This window comes from Neobacillus niacini, assembly GCF_046591715.1.
In the GTDB taxonomy this organism is placed as follows: Bacteria; Bacillota; Bacilli; order Bacillales; family Cytobacillaceae; genus Neobacillus; species Neobacillus niacini_L.
Genome location: NZ_JAWVNQ010000008.1, coordinates 77806 through 103221, shown reverse-complemented (window position 1 = coordinate 103221; position 25416 = coordinate 77806). Strand labels below are relative to the sequence as shown.

Sequence of the window (25416 nt, the reverse complement as noted above, 5' to 3'; positions counted from 1 at the left end):
GTAGAAAGTGAGGCATCCCTATGAAACATCCATATTTAACTGATGACCATGAAATTTTTCGCAAGTCTTTAAGGAAATTTCTAGAGAAGGAGGCTGTTCCCTATTATGAGCAATGGGAAGAGGAGAGAATGATTCCCCGATCCTTGTGGAGAAAGATGGGAGAACAGGGTTTTCTCTGCCCTGATTTAGATGAGATTTATGGCGGCAGTGGTGTGGACTGGGGCTTCTCTGTAGTTATTAACGAAGAGTTAGAGAGAGTAGGCTCTGGTCTTGTGGGAATGGGCCTCCATAATGATATCGTTGTCCCATATATCAATTCATTTGGCACTAGAGAGCAAAGAAAGCGCTGGCTTCCCCGCTGTGTAACGGGGGAACTTATTACTGCCATTGCAATGACTGAACCTGGAACTGGGTCTGACCTTGCTAATATCAAAACTACCGCCAAGCTAGACGGAGACCACTATATAGTAAACGGCCAAAAGACCTTTATTACAAATGGAATTCAGTCGGATTTAATTCTAGTAGCTTGTAAAACTGACCCCAACGCCGTACCAAAGCATAAAGGAGTAAGCCTGCTCTTGGTTGAAAGGGATACTCCTGGTTTTTCAAGAGGAAGAAAACTTAATAAAGTGGGGCTTCATAGTCAGGATACGGCTGAGTTAATTTTTGAGGATTGCCGGGTTCCTAAGGAGAATCTCCTAGGTGAAGAAGGCAAAGGTTTTCTCTATATGATGGATAAACTCCAGCAGGAAAGGCTGGTTGTGGCTATTGCAGCACAAACTGCTGCTGAAGTTATGCTTGACGGAACGATTGACTATGTGAAGAGTCGTGAAGCCTTTGGCAAGCCCGTCAGCCAATTCCAAAATACTCAGTTTAAAATTGCGGAAATGGCAACCGAGGTAGAGATGGGGCGGGCATTTTTAGATCAATTAATAGCGGAACATATCGATGGCCAAAATGTGGTAACCAAGGTCTCAATGGCAAAATGGCGGCTGACAGACACCGCAAAGAAAATAGCGGGTGAATGTCTGCAGCTACATGGCGGTTATGGATATATGGAAGAATACGAGATTGCGAGAAGATTCCGTGATATTCAAGTTTCAAGTATTTATGCGGGTACGAATGAAATCATGAAAACGATTATTGCCAAAAATCTAGGATTGTAATGGAGGAGATCTGATGACTGCCACTATTGGACAAATTTTTGATTTAACGGTAAAAAGATACCCGAATAAGGATGCAATTTATGATGTTAGGAAAAATGTCCGCTACACGTATAAAGAGTGGAGTGAACAGGTTATCCGGTTAGCCAATGCTTTATTAAAGGAAGGAGTCAAAAAAGGCGACCGGGTTTCCACATTTATGTTTAATACAGAGGAATTAGGAACCGCATTCTTTGCCTGCGCAAAAATCGGAGCCATCTTTAATCCGATTAACTTCCGCTTAATGCCAGAAGAAGTTGCTTTTATATTATCGGACGCAAAACCTAAGGTACTCATATTCGAAAAAGCGTTAGAGCCTGTTATTTCTGCTATTGAAAATCGTTTTGAATCGATGGCCTTTTGGTTTATAGATGAAGAAGCCCCTGCCTATGCAACAAGTTATCATGATAAACTTGCCGACTCCTCCATTGATGATATTCAGGCAGAGGTTAATGAAAATGATATCTATGCATTTATCTATACAAGCGGGACAACAGGAAGACCAAAAGGGGTCATGCACAGTCATCGAAATATGGTTGATCAAAGTATGCTTTGTATTGCTGCACAGAAGCTGGATTCGGAGGATGTTGGACTTGTTACTGCTCCAATGTTCCATTGTGCCGAGCTTCACTGTGCCTTTTTGCCAAGAATTCAGGCTGGAGCCAGAAACGTTATCCTTCACCAATTTAATCCGAAAGTAATCCTTCAGTTAGTAGGGCAGGAAAAGATAACGAAATTCTTCGCAGCGCCAACGATGTGGAACATGCTGCTTCAAGAAGATTTAAGTCAGTATCATACAGAAAGCCTCAAGCTCGGCTTATATGGTGCTGCTCCAATGGCGCCGTCGTTGGTTCGTGCTCTCCATGACAAATTTGGCATCGGTTTAGTGCAAGCCTATGGAATGACAGAAATGGGGCCGGCCATCACCTTTTTATCCGAGAAGGAGCAGCTTAGAAAGGCAGGATCAGCTGGGCAAGCAGCTTATAATCATGATATTCGCGTGGTTCGTACAAGAGAGGATGGTCCGTCAGATCCTGATGATGTTGTTCCTGTTGGTGAAACCGGTGAGATTATAGTAAAAGGTCCATGCATGATGATTGGCTACTTTAACCGTGAAGAAGCAACAGAAAAATCGATGTATAAAGGCTGGTATCATTCAGGTGATATTGGTTACTTAGATGCAGAGGGCTTTCTATACGTGAATGACCGGGTGGATGATATGATCATCAGCGGCGGTGAGAATATTTATCCACGTGAAGTGGAGGATATTCTGCATGCCCATGAAGGTGTTCTGGATGTAGCCGTAGTAGGTCAGCCAGATGACCGCTGGGGTGAGACCGTAACCGCATTTGTAGTAAAAAAGAACCCAGCTCTGACTGAACAAGACCTAGAAGACTATTGTAAAAATAGTGATAGTCTCGCAAACTACAAGCGTCCGCGTAAATATGTTTTCTGTGAAACCTTGCCGAGGAATGCAAGCGGGAAAATCCAAAAGTTTGTGCTGCGAAAACAGTTGGAAGAGATGTTTACTCAGGGATAATGATACGAGAAGCTGCCGGCGAGCGAGTTCGGCAGCTTCTTTATGTGGATACTGGTGGATGGCAGGGAATACTGGCGGATGGCAGGGAATACTGGCGGATAGGCGGGGGATACTGGCGGATAGGCGGGGGGTACTGGCGGATAGGCGGGGGATACTGGCGGATGGCGGAAAATACTGGCGGATGGCAGGGAATACTGGCGGATGGCAGGGAATACTGGCGGATGGCAGGGAATACTGGCGGATGGCAGGGGGATACTGGCGGATGGGCGGGGAATACTGGCAGATGGGCAGGGAAAACTGGCGGATAGCGGAAAACACTCTCGCATAGCGGAGAAACACTCTCGCATAACAAAATTTACTCTCGCATAGCGGAAAACACTCTCGGATAACAAAATTTACTCTCGCATAGCGGAGAAATACTCTCACATAACGAAATTTACTCTCGCATAGCACGAAAACCACACCCCACACCCACAAATTTCACCCCAACATCCCAGAAAACACTCTCAGAAAAAATTAAAAAAAGGTATAATATAAGAAGATTGACTAACAGAAGGGGGAGACGTTTTGTTATTTGAAAAAGCTCAACGATTATTAGAAACTCATTTTGGTTATTCATCCTTCCGCAATGGGCAGGAGCTGGCAATCCAGTCGGTATTAGCTGGAGAAAATACGATTTGTGTTATGCCAACTGGAGGCGGGAAATCAATCTGTTATCAGATTCCTGCACTAGTCCTGCCAGGTACCACAATTGTAATATCCCCGTTAATCTCACTTATGAAGGATCAAGTCGATGCCCTCGTACAGGTAGGAATTCCAGCAGCTTTCATCAACAGCTCACTTAGTTATCATGAAGCCAATGAACGAATCAACGAAGCAAAAGAAGGGAAGTACAAGCTCCTCTACATAGCCCCCGAGAGACTAGAATCACGTGAATTTATCGAGGACCTAAAACAAATGGATATACCGCTGGTTGCAGTGGATGAAGCACACTGTATCTCACAATGGGGACATGATTTTCGTCCAAGCTACCGCCATATCCAGCAAATGGTCAACAGTCTACCGCAAAGACCCAATGTTTTGGCGCTAACAGCAACAGCCACACCTATGGTTCGAGAAGATATTTGTGAAATCCTCGATATCGATGAGGAGAATTCCATTATCACGGGATTTGAACGAGAGAATCTATCTTTTTCTGTGATAAAAGGCCAAGATAGACTGAATTTCCTTAGAGATTATTTAAAAAAGAATGAAAAAGAAGCAGGTATTATTTATGCGGCTACTCGAAAGAACGTTGATCAGCTTTACGAAAGACTAAAAAAAGCAAACATCAATGCAGCTCGTTATCATGCCGGAATGGGGGATACTGAGCGCATACAAGAGCAGGAACGGTTTTTAAAAGATGAAGCATCGGTTATGGTTGCAACATCCGCTTTTGGAATGGGAATAGATAAGTCCAATATTCGCTATGTCCTCCATTTTCAGCTTCCGAAAAATATGGAGAGCTATTATCAAGAGGCCGGTCGCGCTGGACGAGATGGACTTGACAGTGAGTGTATTCTGCTATACTCCTCACAGGATGTGCAGGTGCAGCGTTTCTTAATTGATCAATCCAGCGACCGGACGCGGATGACACAGGAACTGGAAAAGCTGCAGCAAATGGTTGGTTATTGTCATACCGAAAATTGTCTGCAGGAATTCATATTAAAGTATTTTGGTGAAACAGAAACGGAATCCTGTGGAAGGTGCGGTAACTGTCTAGATTCCCGTACAAGTAACGATGTAACAAAGGAATCCCAAATGGTCATGTCATGTATTATCAGGATGGGACAGAGATTTGGAAAAACACTGACAGCTCAAGTTTTAACAGGGTCAAGAAATAAAAAGGTAACAGAGATGGGGTTTGACAAGCTTACCACCTATGGAATTATGAAGGAGAAGAGTTCGAAAGAAGTGAGTGATTTTATCGAGTTCTTGATCTCACAAGAAGTAATTGCAATCGAACAAGGGCAATTTCCAACCATATATGTATCGCCAAAGGGGAAAGATGTCCTACTTGGGAAGGAGACAGTCCATCGCAGAGAAACCGTAAAAGTCAGAGAAATTTCCAAGGATGACCCATTATTCGAAAACTTACGGGAAGTAAGAAGGGGTATTGCTGAAAGAGAAAATGTCCCTCCGTTTGTTATATTTTCTGATGCGGCATTAAAGGACATGTGTGCAAAACTACCAAGAACAAGCGAAGACTTTTTAGGAGTCAGCGGGGTCGGGGAGCTTAAATTACAGAAATATGGACTTGAATTTATTCAAACCATTCGTCAGTTTTGTGAAGCCCCTCCAGACCGGCAGCCGGAGCTGGTTGAAGCTGCTGCTAAAAAAACAGCAAAAAAACAAGCGAAAAAAGCTGTGGGTGATTCCCATTTAGAAACTTTGCAGCTGCATCAGCAAAACTTATCAATACAACAAATAGCAGAACAACGTGAGCTGGCATTGAGCACGGTTGAAACCCATTTAATCCAATGTGCGCAGCAAGGGCTGGAAGTTGATTTTTCTAGGCTCATTCCAGAGGAGTATATTCCATTGCTGCAAAAAGCAGTGGAGGAGGCTGGGCGTTCCCGTTTAAAACCGATTAAGGATTTATTGCCTGAAGATGTTAGTTATTTTATGGTTAAATGCTATCTGTATTTTTTAAGTAAAAATAAATAGTATTTTGAATATTCGTAACAATTGTCGATTGCCGTGTTAATTTGTTAGTATTTCCCGGGAATTTTGTCATAAAAACAGCCGTATAACCATTATACGGCTGTATTTATTCTTCAGATTCGTCCAAAAACGGTTTATTTACGAAATAATACATCCACGCCATTAAAATACTGCCGCCAAATAAATTCCCTATGGTCACCGGAACCAGATTATGAATGACTCCCCCCCAAGAGATGGTCCCTGGATGATTCAGGACCAAAGCAATCGCGAAGGTGCACATATTGGCAATGCTGTGTTCATATCCGGAAATAAAAAAGCAGAACACAAAAAGGATCATCGAAAACATTTTAGGTCCGTCACCTTTTAATCCAAGAGGAATAAAGAAGGCTAAGCAAACAAGCCAGTTACAAAGAATGGCTCTAAACAGCAGTTCTAACGTAGGAACCTGCATCTTCTTTTCTACTACACTTAATAAAAAACCATTTACCGACGATTCTTCATAAAGTCCCGTAGTAAATATGATAAAGGCAAAAAACGCTGCCCCTAAAATATTTCCAATATAACTGCTAATCCACAACTTGGTAACTTCCAGCCAGGCCAACTTTCGCCGCAGTGCAGCGTAGGTGTAATAAAATGTATTACCAGTAAATAAATCTCCGCCGGCATAAGCAATTAATATGATAGCTGCCCCAAAGGTAAGAGCGGCCATCGGATAAGCCCAAGGGGAATGTTCCAAATAAAAGTAGTTTCCTGTTTTAAATGCAACAATAACACCAAATCCAATAAACATACTGGCAAGCATGGATCGTAAAATATAACGTAGAAGGCTTTGCCTAAAGATTTTAACCTTTTTTAATGCTAATTTTTCTACCTCTCCTAAGGGCTGTCTTTCCATTACTCCACCATCCACATATAGATTCATCCCTATAGTTTCTATTAATCGGAGATGATTTATGTATAATAAATGAGGTGATTTCATAAGTTTTGTTAAAAGGAAGAGTAGTTTTATTAGGCAAAAAAACACTATTTCAGCTATAATGAAGTGGTTTTTCTAATACTGATTTTAAGGAGTTTACTCTATGTCACACTTGAAAAAGATAACCCCAGAATATGACCCTTGGGAAGCTTATAATGATATAAAGCAATTCGGGAAGCCTGAGCTAACCAATATTGAATTCACGACGACAACACTATGTAATATGCGCTGTGAACATTGTGCAGTAGGCTACACTCTTCAAACGAAAGACCCTAAGGCACTTCCACTCGATTTGCTTATTTCTAGGTTAGATGAAATATCAACCCTTCAGTCTCTTAGTATAACGGGGGGAGAACCAATGCTTTCTCTGTCCTCTATTAAAAATTACGTGATTCCCATATTAAAATATGCTCATGAGCGCGGCGTTCGGACGCAAATCAATTCAAATTTAACACTTGAACTAGAACGCTATGAGTTGATTATTCCATATTTAGATGTTTTACATATTTCACATAACTGGGGAACCGTAGATGATTTCGTCGAAGGCGGGTTTGCAAGAATGGAGCGCAAACCGGACTATAAACAACGAGAAAAGTATTTTCAGAGGATGATAGAAAATAGCAGGGAGCTGGTGAAGGCGGGAGTAATGGTCTCTGCAGAAACTATGCTAAATAAGCGGACACTGCCTCACTTAGAAAAAATCCATCGGCAAATTGTCGATGAAATGCACTGTCAAAGGCATGAAGTTCACCCTATGTACCCAAGTGATTTCGCTAGTAATCTTGAAACATTATCGCTTGATGAAATTAGAGAAGCTATTCACCATCTGCTGAATGTACGGGATGAGGAGGTATGGATGCTTTTTGGAACACTGCCATTTTATGCATGCAGCCAAAAGTCAGAGGATTTAAAGCTTCTAGACAGGCTCTATCAAAGTAAAAATGTAACCATAAGAAATGATCCCGATGGCCGGTCTCGTTTAAATGTTAACATTTTTAATGGAGATATTATCGTTACTGATTTTGGGGATACCCCTCCACTGGGAAATGTCATCAATACGAAGTTAACGGAGGCGTATGATAATTGGCAGTCCTCTTCTATTTCTAAGGAATTAAGCTGTCATTGTCCAGCTGTAACGTGCCTGGGTCCAAATATTTTAGTGAAGAACAGTTATTATCAAGATATAGACTTTTCCACGTTGAAAAATAATATTAGCAAATGAAAAAGCAGGGTATCCTGCTTTTTTCTTTGCCTATACTGTATGTTTCACAAGCTTTGGATGGCGGTACATAGAGATAAGCAAGATGATCCCGCTTACGATTAATAAAGCACTTGTACTAATAAACACAGCGGAAAATCCTAAATAACCAGAAATGAATCCTCCTAACATCGGGCCAATAATATTTCCAAGGAACCGTAAGCTGGTATTGTAGCCTAGGACTTCACCTTGCATTGTAATGGGTGCCTCTTGGCGAATGTAGGCAATTCGAACGGGGATAATCCCTCCAATTGCTGCTCCCAGGGCAAAGCGGACAATAACCAACTGCCAGAACTCCGTAACTGCAGCCCCAGGGAGGTAGATGATACCTGATACAAACAGCAGGATGATTAGAACTTTGATATATCCGTGCTTATCTGCAAACTTTCCCCATTTTCTCGACATCAGCAGATTCCCTAATCCGGCTGCGGAAAAGGCAATTCCGGAATAAAAAGCGATGTTGGCATGACCATGTATCTCACTGACAAATAAAGACAAAATCGGCTGTATGCTAAAGTGCGCAATTTGGACGAGTGCTGAAATGAGTAAAACTGTTAATAATATAGGATTCTTAACAATATGTGCGAAAACTTCCCGGCTGGAATAATGGGATTTCGTTCCTTTTTTTGGTTCAATGATATATTCCTTCGTTGCAAAAACAAGCAGGCCGGACACAATGATCGCAATCGATGTCCATTGAAAGGTCAAGGAGTAACCAAGTGAATCGGCCAAAACTCCGCCAAGCATCGGACCAAGCAGTGAGCCTGTGATACTGCCTGTTTGCAATGTTCCGAGTACAGTACCAGCTATTTCTTTTGGTGTTTGGGTAGAAATAAAAGCTTGTGACGTGGGGATAAATCCTGTGAAAAATCCCATCAAAAACCGCAAGAGAAAAAGCTGCCAAACAGATTGGACGTAGCCCATAAGAAATATTGATAAGCCCATTCCGATTCCACAAATAATCAAGATTTTTTTCCTGCCATAGCGATCGCCAAATCTCCCCCATACTGGTGAGAAGATAAAGGCCGAAACAAATGTTACAGCAAAGGTTATTCCCGACCAATGCTGCACGTATTTCTCCGAAAAGTTTCCAAAAGTCTCAATGTATAATGATATAAATGGCAGAACCATCGTCATGCTGCCAGCCACAAAGAAATTGGCAAACCACATGATAATAATATTTCGTTTCGCCATTTCTGACTTTGTCATGCTAGTTCACCTCTTTTGAAAAATTACTTCGTTTTCCTAAATATTATAATACCGAAAATTCTAAAAAATGAAAGCCAAAACAACTGAGTATAGTTTCCAGCATGTAAAATGTTATTATGTAAAGATATTCTAGTAGTGGTTTAATTTAAAATATTTAGAAAATACTATTGACAAAATGTTAATAGAAGATTAAATTTAGTTTAATACTTTAATTAAGTAAACTAATACGTTCTCTTATCAAGAGTGGCAGAGGGACTGGCCCGATGACGCCCAGCAACCGTTCCGTATGGAATTGGTGCTAAATCCTGCAAAACAAGTAATTGTTTTGAAAGATAAGAGAGGAGTAATCCTTCTTTTTGTGATGAAACCTCTCTTTTCTCGGAGAGGTTTTTTGTTATTTATGCAAATCTCTCTCCTAGGAGTAACGTTGGTAGGAATGCACGTACATACAAAAAAAGGGGAGAATACAACATGAAAAAGAGTTTCTTAAAGAGCACATTTGTATCAGCGATTGCAGCAACACTTTTGCTAACCGGATGCGGTGCTGGTGGAGAATCAAAGAAAACGAGTGGAAATACAACGATTGAGGGAGTTCCTGAACGTTTTGCAAAGGGAGAACAACCAAAGATTAAGGTAATTCGAAAAATTGGCGGGGATGATCATACTGCCCAATTCTTAGCTGGTGCCAAGCAAGAAGGAGAAGCGTTAGGATTCACAGTCGACGTGTTTACCGCAAATGGCGATACAGCTAAATTTCATGACGCAATTAATCAGGCACTAAGCCAAAATTATGATGGATATATTATTTCTCATGGTGACGATGATGCCACTGTGAATGATGTGAAGAAAATTGTAGATGGTGGTAAAAGCATTGTTGCCTTTGACTCCAACCCTAATCTAACAAGTGTAGAAGGGGTAACGTTAACATCACAGGATGATGAAGCGCTGGCAACATTGGCATTGGACAAATTAGTTCAAGAAACCAATGGAGAGGCGAAAATCGCTTATCTTTGGGTAGATGGATTTCCGCCAATGGTTCGACGAAACAAAGTTTACCAGGATGTTTTAGAAAAAAACCCTGGAATTAAAGAGGTAGAGCGTTTCGGTATTGCATCAGCGGATACCAGTGTTCAAACACAGAATGCAGTTGCTGCGATGCTGAATAAATACCCTAAAGGCGAATTAGATGCCATTTTCGCGACATGGGATGCTTTTGCAATTGGTGCTGCTCGTGCATTAAAGGAAGCAGGAAGAGAAGAAGTTAAGCTTTATGGAATTGATGTATCAAATGCTGACTTACAAGAAATCCAAAGAGAAGGCAGTGCATGGAAGTATACTGCCGCTGTTGATCCAAAGTTAATTGGTGCAGTTAATATGAGATTACTAGCAAAGAAACTAGCTGGCGAAGAAACTCCAGAAACCTATAATCTAGAAGCATCGTTGATTTCCCAAGAAGATCTTCAAAAAGCGAAGGATCCTGTTAACATGGTAAACCTTGCTGATATTATTCCAGGATGGGGTCAGTCTGATGCATTTGAAGAGGACTGGATGAAGAAACTAAAAGAACATTATAAGAAATAGTAATAATGACTAGACGCCTTTTCTAATAGAAAGGCGTTTTTTTGTTGATAAAAGACTGTGTTTTGATTAAACTTAGGAAATCATAAAAAGAAAGAATAATTGTGGTGAAGGTTAGATGGAAAACGAAAAAACACTTACATATGAAATAATGGAAGTTTGTTTGCTCGCTGGAAAAATAATGCTCCAAAGCGGAGGAGAAACCTATCGGGTTGAGGATACCATGATGAGAATGGCGGCAGCTTTTGGAATAGAAAATTCTCATAGTTATGTTACCCCAACAGGAATTATTTTCTCTGCTGAAGGTGCTGAGCCTACTAAAACCAAGCTCATTCGAATATCATCTCGGTCTACCGATTTGAAAAAGGTTGCCATGGTAAATAGTATTTCTCGAAAAATAACAAATGGAGAACTCAATCTGGCTGCTGCTCTTACCCAGTTAAAAGAGCTAGAGGAATTAAATGTGACCTTTCCCTTTAGTATTCAGGTTGTTGCTGCTTCCATTGCCAGTGGCTGCTTTATGATTATGTTTAAAGGTGAATGGAATGACTTTATTCCCTCAATGGTAACCGGAGGATTAGGTTATTTCGGATTTTTGTACTTTCACCGCTACATAACAGTTAGGTTTTTCTCGGAATTTTTGGCGTCATTCATCATTGGTTTTATTGCCTTAATCCTTGTAAAGGCAGGAGTGGGCACCCAATTAGACAAAATTATTATTGGCTCAGTTATGACATTGGTACCTGGACTCTTAGTTACAAATGCTGTAAGGGACCTCATGGCGGGGCACTTGGTTTCGGGATTATCAAAGGGTGCTGAAGCCCTCTTGACAGCATTTGCTATTGGATCTGGTATTGCTGTAGTTTTATCATTTTTGTAAATGGAGGATTTAGGTGGATATCCTTGGACAATTAATTACAAGCTTTATTGCGACCGCTGCATTTGGAGTGATTTTTAACGCACCAAAGGAAACGTTAGTAAAATGCGGATTTGTTGGAATGGGTGGATGGATTATCTATTATATTGCGGAAAAGTATTCGGGAGATTCTGTTTTAGCTACACTTCTGGCTACCCTTTTTGTAGGAATCGTCAGTCAGGAGTTAGCCAAGTTTTATAAAACACCAGTGATCATTTTTAGTGTTGCTGGAATTATTCCGTTAGTTCCTGGCGGGTTAGCATATGATACCATGAGGAAATTTGTTGAGGACGACTATTTTCAGGCGCTGACCTTAGGTGCAAAAGTGACCATGCTTTCTGGCTCCATTGCTTTTGGGTTAGTTTTTTCAGAAGTCATCAATCAAGTAGTGCGAAAAATTAAAGGCAATAAAACATTTTAAATCTAATAAGACTCTTGAAATTGGACGAAGGCAGAGGAATAATTTCCTCTGCCTTCTTTTGCTTTGATCCAAAAGGGATCACTATTGTAACTTGTGAATGGTTGTTTCTTATTATCAGCCATCGCAAGGTAAGTATTTATATATAATAAATGGTATTAAAAGACCAATTTGCCGCGGTTACTCTTCCACCTGATGGTTTTATACCTAAACGATGTAAGCCCTACCTCTCTTACATCCTTACGGCTCCGAAGCCGATCCAGTGTGAATAAGTTTTACTTTTAAAACATAAGCAGAATGCCAGAAAAAATTCTTACATTGCGTTATCTATCTTATACAAGTTACGTGAAATCTAAAGCACAATTAATAATATTACACCTTTAAGAGATATAAGTCAATAGTATTCTTACTAACGGTCTTTCTTCTAAAAAAAGGAAAAAAGGAAACGTAAGTAGAAGTTATTATAAAAAAATAAAGGAGCGGGTGAGAAGAGTGGAGGGATTTAATTATAAAAATTATGATGGACTTGGTTTAGCGGAATTGGTGAAAAGAAAGGAAGTACATCCGAAGGAGCTTGTAGCGGAAGCAATTAAAACAATCGAACTGCATAACCCAAAACTTAATGCAGTGATAAATAAATTATATGAAAAAGCTGAATCAATGACTGAAAATGTAGATTTTAACGGCAGTTTCGCAGGGGTGCCTATGCTTTTAAAAGATTTGGCACAGGAAATGGAGGGCGAAAAGATTACATTTGGTTCAAAAGTTTATCAACACCATTATGCAAAGGTAGATTCCAATTATGTAAAGCAAGTAAGAAAAACTGGGGCTATTTTTATGGGACAAACGAATATACCTGAGTTTGGATTAATGGGAATCACAGAACCTGCCATTTATGGGCCTGCTAGAAATCCTTGGAATACCGAGCATACCCCAGGCGGCTCAAGCGGCGGGTCTGCAGCAGCAGTGGCAAGTGGAATGGTTCCGATAGCAGGAGCGAATGATGGCGGAGGGTCTATTAGAATTCCAGCAGCGTATTGCGGACTTTTTGGTTTGAAACCAACTAGAGGAAGAACGCCTGTTGGACCTCTATCCGGAAGAAGCTGGCAAGGGGCAGCGATTGATTTAATCTTATCCAGGTCTGTTCGTGACAGTGCCGTGATGTTAGATGCTTTAAGTATGTATGAGAAAGGAGCGGCATTCCATACCCTCCCTTTTGAAGGAAGCTATCTTTCACAATTACAAAGCGATTTTGATAGAAAGCTAAAGATTGCCTATTCTATTCAGTCACCATTAGGAAATGAAGTAAATGCAGATTGTAAGGAAGCTGTCATTAAAACAGCAAAATATTTGGAATCGCTAGGGCATCATGTCGTTGAAAAAGAAGCCCCAGTAGATGGACGGAAAATTATTAATAGCTTTTTAACGATGTATTTTGGTGAAGTTGCCGCACATCTAACTTCTTTGGAGGAGGCCATTGGGCGCAAAGTGAAGATGAATGATGTTGAAACAACCACTTGGATAATAGGTCTAATTGGAAAGGCAACATCAGCGGAGGAGTTTGTTTTATCTTTAAGGGAATGGGATATAGCTGCGTTAGCGATGGAAACTTTCCATGAGACCTATGACTTCTATATGACGCCCACAACGGCCATGCTCCCGGCGAAAATTGGCGAGCTTGACCCAAAGTCCTATGAAAAACTTGCGATGAATCTTAGCGGGAGTTTGGGAATGGGAGGAATGTTAAAAAGAGCTGGTATTGTAGAACAAGTAGCAGAAAATAATTTGAAAAGAACTCCATTTACACAGTTGGCGAACCTGACCGGACAGCCTGCAATGACAATGCCCCTTCATCTTTCCAAGGAAGGACTGCCAGTTGGTGTGCAATTCATGGCAGCAAAAGGAAGGGAAGACCTATTGTATTCATTAGCAGGTCAGCTGGAGAAGTCAGATCTCTCGGTGCCTGTACAAAAGAATCCGTTTTTTCATTAAGTTAAGAATGAGGGGAAAATATGATATTCTTTCGGAAGCTTTTCCTTACTGCCTCTCGGTATCGTTATCGAACTGTAATAGTAATCACGCTGCTTTATATTATTGTAAATGCAGAAATAATAAGACTTATAGAACCAAAGACGTTTGAAAGCAGCTTACACGCAGTGTGGTGGATCCTGACTACAATGACAACGGTAGGCTATGGCGATGTATATCCAACTACAGAGGCTGGCAGAACCTGGGCGATGATTGTCGTGTATACATTAGGAATTGGTCTTTTTGGAACGGTTATCGGGGTAATTGTCGATGGTGTATCCCAATATAAAAGGCGAAAGGAGGAGGGAAAGTTGTCTTATAAGGGTGAAAATCATTTTGTTATTATCGGCTGGACAGCTAAAAGTAAAAGTACGGTTAAGGAGCTATTATTAGCCAATGAGAAAAGTGATATTGTGTTGATTGATGAATTTGTGAGAACCCCTTATGAACACGAACGGTTTCATTATATTCAGGGAAGCCCGACAGATGTTGAGACGTTGAGGAAAGCAAAAATAGAGTATTCGCAAGCGGTTTTGTTGTTTGCGGCGGAAGGGATAGAGAACCCTGATTTAGCAGATGGCAAGACGCTTTTAACGGCTTCTTCAATCGAACGCTATGATGATGGTACGGAAAAAAGTATTTATACAATAGCAGAAATCTTAAATGAAAAACATGTGGATAATTTTAAGCATGTTAAGATTGATGAATTTATTTTATCCTATGGTTCTGTCTCAAACCTTATGGCGAAATCGGCACAGATGAAGGGAGCCAGCCACCTTTTTACTCAATTGCTTAGCAGGCAGGATGGTGATTCCGGCAGTGATCTTTGGGAAGTAAGTGTCCACCCTAATTGGAAAACATATGGTGCTGCCTACGAACAACTAAAGGAAAAAGGAGCACAGCTCATTGCTGACCGTAATGACTTAAACATCCTAAAAAAATGGAACAAACCCATCCCAAAAGAAGCAAGATTATTTATCATTTGTGATAAGGAAACATACCAGAGGCTGTAAAAAAAACGCATCGTCATCACGATGCGTTTCTCAATAGGTTAAACACCCTGCAATCACGATTCCGATAGATACGGAAAGTAAAAGCAGGAAGAGACCAACAGCTGTGTTATCTTCTTCAATGCTCTTTGAAACATTAAACCGGCGCGGCGTAACCCATTCGGTTAGGTAAAAAACAATAATCTGGGCTGCAATTCCAACGGCTCCCCAAACAATCATATCAACTAGTGAAATAGAATGAGCGAGTGCCGAATATAAAACAATCGCCAGTCCCAAGAGTCTTCCGCCGAGAACATAGCTTGCTGCTTTGTTCCCTTTCGCCATTAATGCGAATTCCTTTACCTTTGTGGTGATCTCCATTAAAAAGAGCCCAACCATCAATAAAGCTAATGAAACAGCTAAATATAGCAAGAAATCTAACAATTAAACTCCTCCTTTTTTATTCCGACCGGCAAAAAATAAGATTCATTACCTGTGATTTTTCCGCCTGCTCGTATGCCGATGCTGCCAGGTTTTCCGGCAATAAGAAAAGAACCGAAAACGATAGAGAGCTCTTCCAGACCCTTTTCTGTTTGCAGTGATACAACAGGGAGAGGTACATACGATTGATAGACAGGCAGTTCATTTTTGTAAGTTTGGAAGGAATTTTGGACATCTACCTTAGTCTGGTGCTCCCAAATGGTAATCGTATCTCCTTCTCTGCCGAAAGATGGTTTTTGTACATATGCCTGTTTGTCAACAAAAGAATCAGCTTCTAAAAAGGTAGGCAGCATATATGTTTTAATCCATTCCTGTTCTTCCCTTGTAAAAACCTCATCTTGTTCTCGTAAGCCCCAAATGAGACATTGGATGGATTTGGGTTGAAGCAGAAATGCTGAAACAGGGTTTACAAGTGATAATTTTCGGTCCTTAACCAGTTGTAACAATTCAACCCCTACAAGGTCACCTGTATGTGGATCACGATCCTCTAGCAAATGCTCTAAAGGATAAGTCTGCCGATACAAAACATCGATGGGTACACCATTAGCATCTAAAAGTGCACTGTCACTAAGCCGCAAATCTGAAATCGGAAGGATTTGATTAGGAACATCACATAACCGACTTAAATACTGTGTGGTATTCCAATCCTCCATATGGTCAGGGTGAGCTGTAAACACAACATTAGGTGCATCACAGCCCTTTATTGATTCAAGAACTGCTTTCGTGATACCAGAAGCAAGAAGCTTTTCTTGGTTTTCATTCGGATTACGATATCCGAATTCAGAACAGGCTTCGCCGTTGATTTTGAAGCATTCAACGATAAAGGTAGGGGTATCTGCATTAAACTCAAGCATTTTTACACCATTACTTGTTACAGCAAAATCAAATCGAGAAATAACTGATTCAGGAAATAGAGTTTTCATTCTTAGAAATGGAAGACTAGCAGCAGGGAAACCAAGTTCCATAAGATGTTGGTCGTCGAGACTGCGCAGAAGACCTGCCATTTTAAAAAATACCCTGCCCATCCTCTCCGTTGCTTCTCTCAAAAGGGTATGTGTTTGGCCGGTAATGCTAAAGCAATGAAAAAGACTGTATTCGCTGTCATATAAGTTCGACCAAAAGTCAGGAAACCTGGAGTAAAATTGTTTGCGGTGGTTTGCATATGTGGACATGTGTTACCCTCCAAATCCACCTTTAGATCCGCTTCCGAAACCGCCTTTAAAGCTTGAGGAGGATTTATAAGATTTGTAAGCAGACGAGTTTAGCAAAGATGATTTATTACGATAAAACAAACCTCCATAAAAAAAATGGCCATAATAACTTGAGCGGGTATCATCACATTGCCATACTCCATCCTCGTCATCCCATTCCCAATCTGTACAGTTTGTGTCATCTGGCTCTGGCGGCAAATCCTGTGCCTGGGAACAACCGGCCAGGGTGGTTCCAGCCATAAGAGAAGTAAGAACACCAGTGATTAACCATTGGGTTTTCTTCACCCTCTCACACTCCTTTTTAAGTTATTATATACATTATAAAAGTAAATCTCAGGAAAACAATGGTAAAATGAATAGAAAAAGAAAGAGGGATGGAAAATGAGGTTGGAGTATAGGCTTGATGATGAGAAAAAACAATTTCCTGCCTTGTGGAGTTATCAAGATATTTCTCCTATTGAAGCGGTCGCAAGGATGACCTGTGAATTCTTCGTTAAAGAGGGAGAAACATATGCCGTTACTGCTACTGCGATGGATACGGATGGAAGTGCAGTTTTGTATGTAACGAAAGAAAGCTACAGTAATGATTTCTCCGATATGATTTATTCACACATTGGTTTTGAAATCAGGGAACTGAAGGGATACTTTTCTACATTAGTAGAAGGAAAAGACATCTGGGCGCATGAAGAGATCTTGGCCACTCTTCATTCGGATTATATATATATCCAAAAGGCTGGTGAATTTCTGGAATTTGAACTTGATTCAAGGGAAATAGATGAAGATCGCAGATGCTATGTTTATTATGGAAAATTTACAAATAAAAAACGAAGTAATCTATAGTTGGTACAAAAGTAACAAAATGTACTTAAAATGTTAATTGTAATAAATATTTTTAACAGGCAGTTACTTAGCTAACCACTATTATAGGTGGTTAGTTTTTTATGGAAAGGGAGTTTTTTGTCGAAAACAATCGAATTTCCAAAAAAAACATCAAGATTTTTTCTTGAAAGGTGGTAAAATAGTAGGAGGCATTCAGTAAGCTGCAATAAAAGGATATTAAGGAGTACTTTATGAGCAAGAGTAATACCAGCCATAAACTTATTTATGAAGAAAAGAAAGCTACTAAACTCTTTCTATGGCTATTTTATATTTTTTATATATCATTTGAATTAATCTTCTTTTATATTTTTCCAAAGCTCTCAGGAAAAGGGGTTATTAGCAAGCCTCATGAGGGACTGGGTTTATGGATTTACTTGTTCATTTTCGGTCTATTACCTCCAGCTTTGTATTTTTTGAGGAAACGGAATCCTTATATTATTAAATATCTTTATATTTACAGCTTTCTCCTTATCGATACTGTGCATAATGTGTTGGTTTACTGGGGAAGTGATCAATCATTTTCTTCTGGCCATATTGTTGAAGTTGTCTTTGTCCTTTTTTCGCCTATCTTTGTTAATAAAAGGTACTTTTGGACTGTATCAGCCGGTATGGTGCTAAAGTATGTATTTATTGGCGTGTTACTAAAGGATATTCAGGTTTTAGTTCCTATGGTTATTTATATTATTCTTTCCGCTATTGCTTTTGTTATTTTAGTGAGATTTGAATCTTATATCAGGTCAGTAACGAAGATGAATGATGAACTCCGCAGGAAAGAAAAGCTGGCTGTTATTGGACAAATGGCTGCTGCTATTGGACATGAAATTCGTAACCCGCTTTCATCTCTTAAAGGATTTACCCAGCTTCAACAGGAGAGATATCCCAATACAAATGACTTTTATCCAATCATGATACAAGAAATTGATCGGATAAATTCCATTGTTAATGATTTAATGACCCTGGGAAAACCAAAGAATATGAAATTTGCGATGGCCAATATTGAGGAGGTCATTGCCTATACTTTATCCATTACACAGCACCAGGCCGAAAGACAAGGTGTTACGGTTGAGACCATTATGGAAGGTCCGCTGCCGCCGCTTGAATGTGATGGAAAACAGTTGAAACAGGTATTTATTAACCTAATAAAAAATGCAATTGAATCGATGCCTGATGGGGGAAAAGTTAAGGTAAAGGTAAAAGTTACAGAAAGTAATAAGTTGTATATCTCCATAAAGGACGAAGGCAGTGGAATTGATGATGAGACGATTCTTAACTTGGGGGAACCATTTAATACAACGAAAAACGATGGAACAGGCTTAGGTTTAATGGTCACTAACCAAATTATTAATGATCACAAAGGCGAATTTAAAATCGAAAAAAGTCAAGATAAGGGGACAATTGTCACAGTCATTCTACCTATCATTCAGGATTCACATTAAATTATTCTTTATTTATACAAAAAATCAATACTAATTGTTGTTACAAGGGTAAATCAAATGATATATAATGTAGAAAAGCACTGAATCTAAAAATAGGTAAATGTACATGTGTTACTGGAGGATTATATGATTCCACATGAAGAGCAACGAACAGTAAAATGGTTTCTATTATTTTCATATATTATTGTGATTGGCTATGATGTATTCTATTATTATCTTTTTCCGACATTTATAGACCGCACAAATGCTGGTTCTCACGGTACGTTTGTGTATATTACTTATACGGTATTAACCATTATCATTCCAATTTTTATTTATTTAAACAAGATTAAAAAGCATTATATGCTGAAATATGTATTCACAATCAGTTATATTTTCTCCACACTATTGGTAGACATATTTACTTATTATGGAAGAGTTGAATCGTATACAAGCGGGAATGTGGTTGAGGTATTTCTGATATTAACGTTACCTCTATTTATCAATACAAGATATTTTTGGATTGTAAGTTTGGGTGTGACGGCTAAATATATCATCATTGGGATTATTTTAAAAACCACTTATGTTATTATTCCAATGCTATTAATAGCTATTTTATCGATTATGGCTTTCTTCTTATTAGTACGGTTCCAAGGTTACGTCCGTGCTATTAGCAAGTCCTACGATGACCAACTTGAAGGGATTGTAAAAGGTGTTATTGCTACACTGGAACTGAAAGATCCATATACTAGGGGACATAGTGAGCGTGTTGCAAGCTATGCATTATTACTTGCACAGGAGCTCGGTAAGTTTACTAAAGATGAGCAAAAATCCTTTTATTATGCCTGTTTACTCCATGATATAGGTAAGGTCAATATTCCTGATCAAATATTAATGAAACCAGGGATGCTTACCAAGGAAGAATTTGAAATTATTAAGTCTCATCCTGTTGTTGGCGAACAAGCAGTAAGGAATGTAGAAGGAATTAAAGATAGTATCTGTGTTATCCGTTCCCACCATGAACGGTGGGATGGGAAAGGGTATCCTGACCAATTAACAGGAGAAGAGATTCCTCTTCTTGCCCGCGTCTCTGCCATTGCGGATGCGTTCGATGCTATGACTTCTTCTAGATCTTACCGTGCTGCCATGCCGGTAGAAGAAGCCTATCGCCGGATTATTGAGGGGAAAGGGACACAATTTGATCCGACTTTAGTAGAGGATTTTAAAAAAGTATTTCCTAAATGGGTCGAATTTCATGCAAATTTTCCAGGGATTCAAGAATATAAATTAGAGAGGAGGGTATAATCATGAAGATTCGAAAGCTTAAGAAAGTAAAAACTACTTGCTGGTGGTGTCAATTTATACCTGGCCTTAGACCATAATAAGAGAGGATGCTAGCGAATGCTATGCATCCTTCTTTTATAATAAATTCGATGTAGGAACGGTGTTTCTAATGAATATTTCACTCCAATCAAGTCTATCTGTTGTTCAAATTCAAATTCGCAAAGATAAAAAAAATTATATCGTTGAAGATTTGGCTTCGGGTGATTTTTATGAAATGCCGGAGATTTGTATAGAGGCCATTCAATTAATGGACAAGGGTATTACGCTAGGAGAAATAGAAGAGACTTTAAAGAAAAGATTTCCTCTGGAAGAAGTGAATCTCCTCGATTTTTCTCAACAGCTTCTTGATTTGGATTTAATTGAGGCAATTGATGGTGAGAAAGTCATGAGAAAGGAACAAGGAAAAGAGAGATTAGGTTTCTTATGGATTTCTCAGAAGACAGGGAAAATCTTTTTTAATAAAATGACAATTCCTCTCTATATTAGTTTGTTTATAGCTAATTTGTTTCTTTTATTGACAAATCCCTACTTATTCCCGCGTTATCAGGATGTATTTATCTCTAATATAATGGCAGTCAATATCATCGCTTATTTAGGAGTAACGTTTACTTTGGTGTTAATTCACGAGTTTGGTCATATCTTAGCGATGCGGGCATATAATCTGCCAACCAAACTTGAAGTCGGCCATCGATTATTTTTGGTTGTCTTGGAAACAGATATGGCTTCGGTTTGGAGCCTCCCTTCAAAGGATCGCAATGTATTATATATGGCAGGTCTTTGCTTCGATAATGTTGTCCTCTTTGCTGCACTTTTAGGCAAGATGATTTTTCCAAATCTATCAGGGATATTCTTAGCATTAATTTCTTTAGCTGTATATGATGTATTTATTCGAGTGGTTTACCAATGCTGTGTTTATATGAAGACAGATTTATATTATGTCTTTGAAAATGTGACCGGGTACTACAATTTAATGGAAAATGCGAAGTGGAAGATTCGAAATAAACTTCCCTTTTTAAAATCAAAAACCACTAAGGATGAAGTTTTCAAAGGTGAAAAATATATTGTTTTCGGCTACTCCATCTTTTATCTAATTGGGGTAACAGTCTCTCTCTTGCTCATTACAATCTTTTATTTACCCGTATTATTTTACGGTATCGAATTAGCTCTCCCGAATTTATTAGAATCTCCGTCCAGTTTCTTGTTTTGGGACGCATTACTATTTTTTGCACAATTTTTTCTTATTCTTATCCTGCTTTTGAGATCATGGCGAAAAAAGTACCTGAAGACCTAAAAGTGACAGAAATTTGTCTAAATCGATAATTCTAAGGGTTTTTTCCCCATGAGATGGGGGAGTTCCCCTATATTTGTAACACTAATGATTTTCTTACAATTAGAGTAAGAAAATCATTAGTGTTATTTTTTTTGAGGAGGAGCCCGGAATGCAGGTACATACGACAACAAATAAAAAAGCTGAACGCTCAATCAATGATGCCTTTGCATCTAAGTTTGCTAAATCTATGTTCTTAACCGTTTCTGCAATTGTTATTCTTTCATTTATTGCAACGAGAATGTTTACCCATGTTGATTTAAATCTGTACGGATATATGGTAGGGACGGTTGTTTTCATCGGAGGATTTTTCTACCGCTTTATCGCATGGGGGGAAAGACCGCCAACCAAAATTTTTATCAAAAAGGGCTTAAAGCTGTTAAAAAGAAAAAGTACACCGAAAACAGCCGTGAATCATTTAGCTATTTATGATTTTATTAAAAACCGCGGATTGTACCGCTGGATTCAGCATATTTTAATCGGCTGGGGCTGTGTTCTAGCCTGCTTAGTTACATTTCCTTTAGTGTTTGGCTGGATGTACTTCACTATGGACGAAATGGGTCAGTATACGATTGTACTTATGGGTCTAAATTTGATGACTGTCAAAGCGGATGGAATTATTGCCTGGTTTTCTTATAACGCTTTAAATATTTCAGCAGTTATGGTCATCTCAGGTGTTTGCATGGCACTTTACCGCCGTTTGAAAAATATGCAGGCCAGAGCGGAGCAAAAATTTATCTATGACTTTCTTCCGCTTTACCTATTGATTTTCATTTCTGTTACAGGCCTTTTATTAACTGTTCAAAACGTTTGGCTTCATGGCTGGATGCAGCCGCAGATGTCACTGATTCATCAGTTTTCCGTTATTGTCACACTCATCTATTTGCCGTTTGGAAAACTTGCACATATACCTTTCCGTCCGGTAAGTGTCTTCGCAAGGAACTATCGTGAACATTACGCTGAAAAGGAAGAGAAAAAGTGTAAAGTATGCGGAGACCGTTTCGTATCCGTGGAACAGTCTAATGATGTCATTCAAGTATTGGGAGTTAATGCGATCGAATTCAATATGGAAGATGGTTTTAATCTTGCTGAATTATGCCTTCCATGCCGCAGGAAATATCGTATTTCAAGATTCTCTGGAATTCCAACGCACCAAGTTAAGGTCAAGGAGGCAAATCAGAATGCAAAGGGATAAGTTTTTTAAAGAAATAGAAAATGTTCGCCACCCAAATGAAACTCTCATAAAAACGCACTGCAGCTATTGCGGTATGCAATGCGGGATGAACCTGCGTGTAAACACAAAGACCAATAAAATAATAGGCGTTGAACCTCGTTATGATTGGCCGGTAACGGTCGGGAAAATGTGTCCTAAAGGGGTTACAGCCTATCAGCAAACGAATCATGACGATCGTATTTTGAAACCTTTAATTCGTGATGATGCATCCCTAAAAGGAACTAAAGAAGGATTCCGTGAAGCAACATGGGAGGAAGCGTACAGCTTAATTGCTAGAAAGTTTAATGAGCTTCAAAACGAATATGGGAAAGATACCTTATCTGTTTTCAGCGGTGTTTCCATGACCAATGAAAAATGTTATTTAACAGGGAAGTTTGCTAGGGTTGCCCTGCAAACACGCTATATTGACTATAATGGCCGTTTCTGTATGTCCAGTGCGGCTGGGGGATTCCTCCGCTCTTTCGGTGTAGACCGTGGATCAACGCTTCCATGGACAGATCTTCATGAAACGGATTGTTTGTTCATTGCCGGAAGTAATACAGCAGAGTGCCACCCGACATCTATGTTCCGTGTGTGGGCTGTACAAGAGAGAGGCGGTTATCTGATTGTTGCTGACCCTCGTGAAACACCTATTGCAAGAAGAGCGGATGTACATTTGGATTTAAGACCAGGAACAGACCTTGCACTTGCAAATGGAATCTTGAATCTATTAATTCAAAACGGCTATGCAGATGAGGAATTTGTTAATAACCATACAAATGGTTTTGAAGAAACAAAAGAATTAGTAAAAGAATTCACACCAGAATATACAAGTATACTGACAGGTGTAGCTCCTGAAAAGATTATCCGGGCTGCAGAAATTTATGGAAAAGCACCAAATGCAGTAGTCATGTTTGCCCGTGGCATTGAACAGCAGCATAAAGGGGTAGACAATGTTTCTGCCTATACGAATATAGCATTAGTAACAGGTAAAATTGGCCGTCCTAAAGCGGGTGTTGCGACTTTTACTGGTCAAGGGAATGGTCAGGGCGGCCGTGAACATGGACAAAAGTCAGATCTGCTTCCAGGTTATCGCAAAATTACAAATCCAAAGCATGTTGAAGAGGTATGTGAGGTTTGGGGAATTACACCGGAAGAAATGCCGCAGCCGGGTGTATCTGCTTATGAAATGTTTGAATTAATGGATCAAAAAACAATCCGCGGGTTGTACCTGCTGTGTTCAAATCCAGCTGTTTCTGCACCAAATTTAAACTTTGTTCGTAAGGCTATGAAAGATTTGGACTTCATGGTTTGTGCAGACTTTTATCTTTCAGAATCAGCAGAATTTGCAGATGTCATTCTTCCGACCGTGACATGGTCTGAGGATGAAGGCACGGTAACCAATCTTGAAGGACGTATTATTAAAATCAACAAGGCTCAAGAACCGCTGGGTGAATCAAAGCCAGATTGGCAGATTCAAGCAGAGCTTGCTGAATACCTAGGCAGAGGAAAATATTTCTCCCACTTAAAGAAAGCAAGAGATGTGGCAGATGAATTCCGCCTGGCAACAAAGGGCGGCTACGCTGACTACTACGGGGCAACCTGGGATAAAATCGATAAACAGGATGGGGTATTCTGGCCATGTAAAGATGAGAAGGATGAAGGAACACCGCATATGTTTTTAGATAAAAAGTTCTATCATCCTGATGGAAAGGCAAAGATTTGTGCTCTTCCATACCGCCCGCCTGCAGAAGAGCCCTGTGAGGAGTTTCCTCTCCGTTTAACAACAGGACGTGTTGTTTATCATTACCTTTCAGGTAATCAAACGCGGAGAATTCAATTCTTACGTGATATGTGTCCAGAACCTTATGTAGAGGTACACCCAGAAACGGCAGCAAAATATAACATTGAACATGAAGAATATGTACGTCTTTTTACACGAAGAGGCGAAGCTGAATTCAAAGTTAAAATCACTGAAGCTATTCGTAAAGATACGGTTTTTGTACCCTATCATTTTGGTCACGATAAATCTATTAATCTATTAACGATTGCTGCTCTTGACCCAATGTCAAGAATGCCGGAATTTAAAGCTTGTGCAGCACAGATTGAAAAACTTGAATTAAAGAAGGTGCAGTAAATGAAAAAGAGGTTATATCTTGAACTTGAAAACTGTATAGGCTGCCGCTCTTGTTTGGCTGCCTGCACACAGTGCGGCGGGCATGAGGAGCGGAACCGTAACTATGTATACGATGTTAACCCGCTTGTTAACCGTCAAACTATGCCTCTAATGTGCCTTCACTGTGTGAATCCAGCATGTGCGAGAAGCTGTCCGGCACAAGCTATCCAAATCCATGAAACAGGAGCCGTTCTTTCGGCTCTTGTGGAAAAGTGTATTGGCTGCCAAAACTGTACGATTGCCTGCCCATACGGTATTCCAAAGTTTGATACCGAGCAAAATCTAATGTATAAGTGCGACCTTTGTATCGACCGTACAAAGGATGGAATTCCTCCCATGTGTGCAAGTGTATGTCCATCTAATACACTGCAATGGTTAACAGATGAAGAAATTGAAGCAAAGCAAAAACAATTTAATTTAGATAATGGTAAATGGGTTACAAGCATGCCTTATTTAGAAGGCGAAACAAACGTACGAGTGAATCTCCCTGGTATCCTGCAGGGTGTCACAAAATTGTTTTAGGAGGGATTAAC

At 39.7% G+C, this 25416-nt stretch carries 22 protein-coding genes and 1 riboswitch; of the genes, 17 read left to right on the top strand and 5 right to left on the bottom strand.

Going from position 1 to position 25416, the window contains the following annotated elements:
• Positions 1-20: 20 nt before the first annotated feature.
• The 4 genes from SFC47_RS18380 (at position 21) to recQ (ending at position 5448) form a co-directional block, all read left to right on the top strand.
• Complete coding sequence (locus SFC47_RS18380) at positions 21-1166, top strand: acyl-CoA dehydrogenase family protein (RefSeq protein WP_411255772.1); 1146 nt, start codon at positions 21-23, stop codon at positions 1164-1166.
• Positions 1167-1179: 13 nt separating this feature from the next.
• Positions 1180-2742 (top strand): fatty acid--CoA ligase, encoded by a 1563-nt coding sequence (locus SFC47_RS18375; protein WP_411255771.1) that lies wholly within the window; start codon positions 1180-1182, stop codon positions 2740-2742.
• Positions 2742-3050 carry a hypothetical protein gene (locus SFC47_RS18370; RefSeq protein WP_411255770.1) on the top strand — a complete coding sequence of 103 codons (309 nt, stop codon included), beginning with the start codon at positions 2742-2744 and terminating at the stop codon, positions 3048-3050. The genes SFC47_RS18375 and SFC47_RS18370 overlap by 1 nt, the downstream gene beginning before the upstream one ends.
• A gap of 259 nt (positions 3051-3309) precedes the next feature.
• Positions 3310-5448: a DNA helicase RecQ gene (gene recQ, locus SFC47_RS18365; protein WP_411255769.1), complete on the top strand. Its 2139-nt coding sequence runs from the start codon at positions 3310-3312 to the stop codon at positions 5446-5448.
• Between the two features lie 103 nt (positions 5449-5551).
• Here recQ and SFC47_RS18360 read toward each other — a convergent pair whose 3' ends face one another.
• A complete protein-coding gene (locus SFC47_RS18360; protein ID WP_411255865.1) occupies positions 5552-6340 on the bottom strand; it encodes a formate/nitrite transporter family protein in 789 nt (262 codons plus the stop codon).
• Between the two features lie 184 nt (positions 6341-6524).
• Between SFC47_RS18360 and yfkAB the strand changes: the two genes are divergently transcribed.
• The gene (gene yfkAB, locus SFC47_RS18355; RefSeq protein WP_411255768.1) at positions 6525-7643 is read left to right on the top strand and encodes a radical SAM/CxCxxxxC motif protein YfkAB; all 1119 of its coding nucleotides are present in this window, start codon (positions 6525-6527) and stop codon (positions 7641-7643) included.
• Positions 7644-7673: 30 nt separating this feature from the next.
• Here yfkAB and SFC47_RS18350 read toward each other — a convergent pair whose 3' ends face one another.
• Positions 7674-8888, bottom strand: coding sequence for an MFS transporter (locus SFC47_RS18350; protein ID WP_411255767.1), 1215 nt, complete (start codon positions 8886-8888; stop codon positions 7674-7676).
• Between the two features lie 231 nt (positions 8889-9119).
• Positions 9120-9227, top strand: a riboswitch (SAM riboswitch).
• A gap of 132 nt (positions 9228-9359) precedes the next feature.
• Between SFC47_RS18350 and SFC47_RS18345 the strand changes: the two genes are divergently transcribed.
• The 5 genes from SFC47_RS18345 to SFC47_RS18325 all read left to right on the top strand — a co-directional run bounded on the left by SFC47_RS18345 (position 9360) and on the right by SFC47_RS18325 (position 14841).
• Entirely contained in the window at positions 9360-10469 is a 1110-nt protein-coding gene (locus SFC47_RS18345; RefSeq protein WP_411255766.1) for a sugar ABC transporter substrate-binding protein, read from the top strand.
• Between the two features lie 115 nt (positions 10470-10584).
• Positions 10585-11346, top strand: a complete 762-nt coding sequence (locus SFC47_RS18340) for a threonine/serine exporter family protein (protein ID WP_411255765.1) — start codon at positions 10585-10587, stop codon at positions 11344-11346.
• Positions 11347-11359: 13 nt separating this feature from the next.
• A complete protein-coding gene (locus tag SFC47_RS18335; protein WP_411255764.1) occupies positions 11360-11803 on the top strand; it encodes a threonine/serine exporter family protein in 444 nt (147 codons plus the stop codon).
• A gap of 489 nt (positions 11804-12292) precedes the next feature.
• The gene (locus SFC47_RS18330; protein ID WP_411255863.1) at positions 12293-13792 is read left to right on the top strand and encodes an amidase family protein; all 1500 of its coding nucleotides are present in this window, start codon (positions 12293-12295) and stop codon (positions 13790-13792) included.
• 20 nt (positions 13793-13812) lie between these two features.
• Positions 13813-14841, top strand: coding sequence for a potassium channel family protein (locus tag SFC47_RS18325; RefSeq protein WP_411255763.1), 1029 nt, complete (start codon positions 13813-13815; stop codon positions 14839-14841).
• Positions 14842-14871: 30 nt separating this feature from the next.
• Here the strand turns inward: SFC47_RS18325 and SFC47_RS18320 are convergent, their stop codons facing one another.
• From SFC47_RS18320 to SFC47_RS18310, 3 genes are read right to left on the bottom strand one after another with little or no spacing between them, the layout of a single operon-like run.
• Positions 14872-15261: a DUF350 domain-containing protein gene (locus SFC47_RS18320; protein WP_411255762.1), complete on the bottom strand. Its 390-nt coding sequence runs from the start codon at positions 15259-15261 to the stop codon at positions 14872-14874.
• Positions 15255-16490 (bottom strand): glutathionylspermidine synthase family protein, encoded by a 1236-nt coding sequence (locus tag SFC47_RS18315; RefSeq protein ID WP_411255761.1) that lies wholly within the window; start codon positions 16488-16490, stop codon positions 15255-15257. Before SFC47_RS18315 ends, SFC47_RS18320 begins: the two co-directional genes overlap by 7 nt.
• Positions 16491-16493: 3 nt before the next feature.
• Positions 16494-16769 carry a hypothetical protein gene (locus tag SFC47_RS18310; RefSeq protein WP_411255862.1) on the bottom strand — a complete coding sequence of 92 codons (276 nt, stop codon included), beginning with the start codon at positions 16767-16769 and terminating at the stop codon, positions 16494-16496.
• A gap of 141 nt (positions 16770-16910) precedes the next feature.
• Here SFC47_RS18310 and SFC47_RS18305 point away from each other — a divergent pair, with 141 nt between their 5' ends.
• From SFC47_RS18305 to SFC47_RS18275, 7 genes are all read left to right on the top strand, one after another.
• Positions 16911-17369: a hypothetical protein gene (locus tag SFC47_RS18305; RefSeq protein WP_411255760.1), complete on the top strand. Its 459-nt coding sequence runs from the start codon at positions 16911-16913 to the stop codon at positions 17367-17369.
• A 230-nt stretch (positions 17370-17599) separates the two neighbouring features.
• Complete coding sequence (locus tag SFC47_RS18300; protein ID WP_411255759.1) at positions 17600-18844, top strand: ATP-binding protein; 1245 nt, start codon at positions 17600-17602, stop codon at positions 18842-18844.
• 126 nt (positions 18845-18970) lie between these two features.
• Entirely contained in the window at positions 18971-20128 is a 1158-nt protein-coding gene (locus SFC47_RS18295; RefSeq protein ID WP_411255758.1) for an HD-GYP domain-containing protein, read from the top strand.
• A gap of 148 nt (positions 20129-20276) precedes the next feature.
• Positions 20277-21458, top strand: coding sequence for a zinc metalloprotease (locus SFC47_RS18290; RefSeq protein WP_411255757.1), 1182 nt, complete (start codon positions 20277-20279; stop codon positions 21456-21458).
• 148 nt (positions 21459-21606) lie between these two features.
• Positions 21607-22689: a hypothetical protein gene (locus SFC47_RS18285; RefSeq protein ID WP_411255756.1), complete on the top strand. Its 1083-nt coding sequence runs from the start codon at positions 21607-21609 to the stop codon at positions 22687-22689.
• On the top strand, positions 22676-24844 hold the full coding sequence (locus SFC47_RS18280; protein ID WP_411255755.1) for a molybdopterin oxidoreductase family protein: 2169 nt from the start codon (positions 22676-22678) through the stop codon (positions 24842-24844). Before SFC47_RS18285 ends, SFC47_RS18280 begins: the two co-directional genes overlap by 14 nt.
• Positions 24845-25405: a 4Fe-4S dicluster domain-containing protein gene (locus tag SFC47_RS18275; RefSeq protein ID WP_063253156.1), complete on the top strand. Its 561-nt coding sequence runs from the start codon at positions 24845-24847 to the stop codon at positions 25403-25405.
• Positions 25406-25416 lie beyond the last annotated feature (11 nt).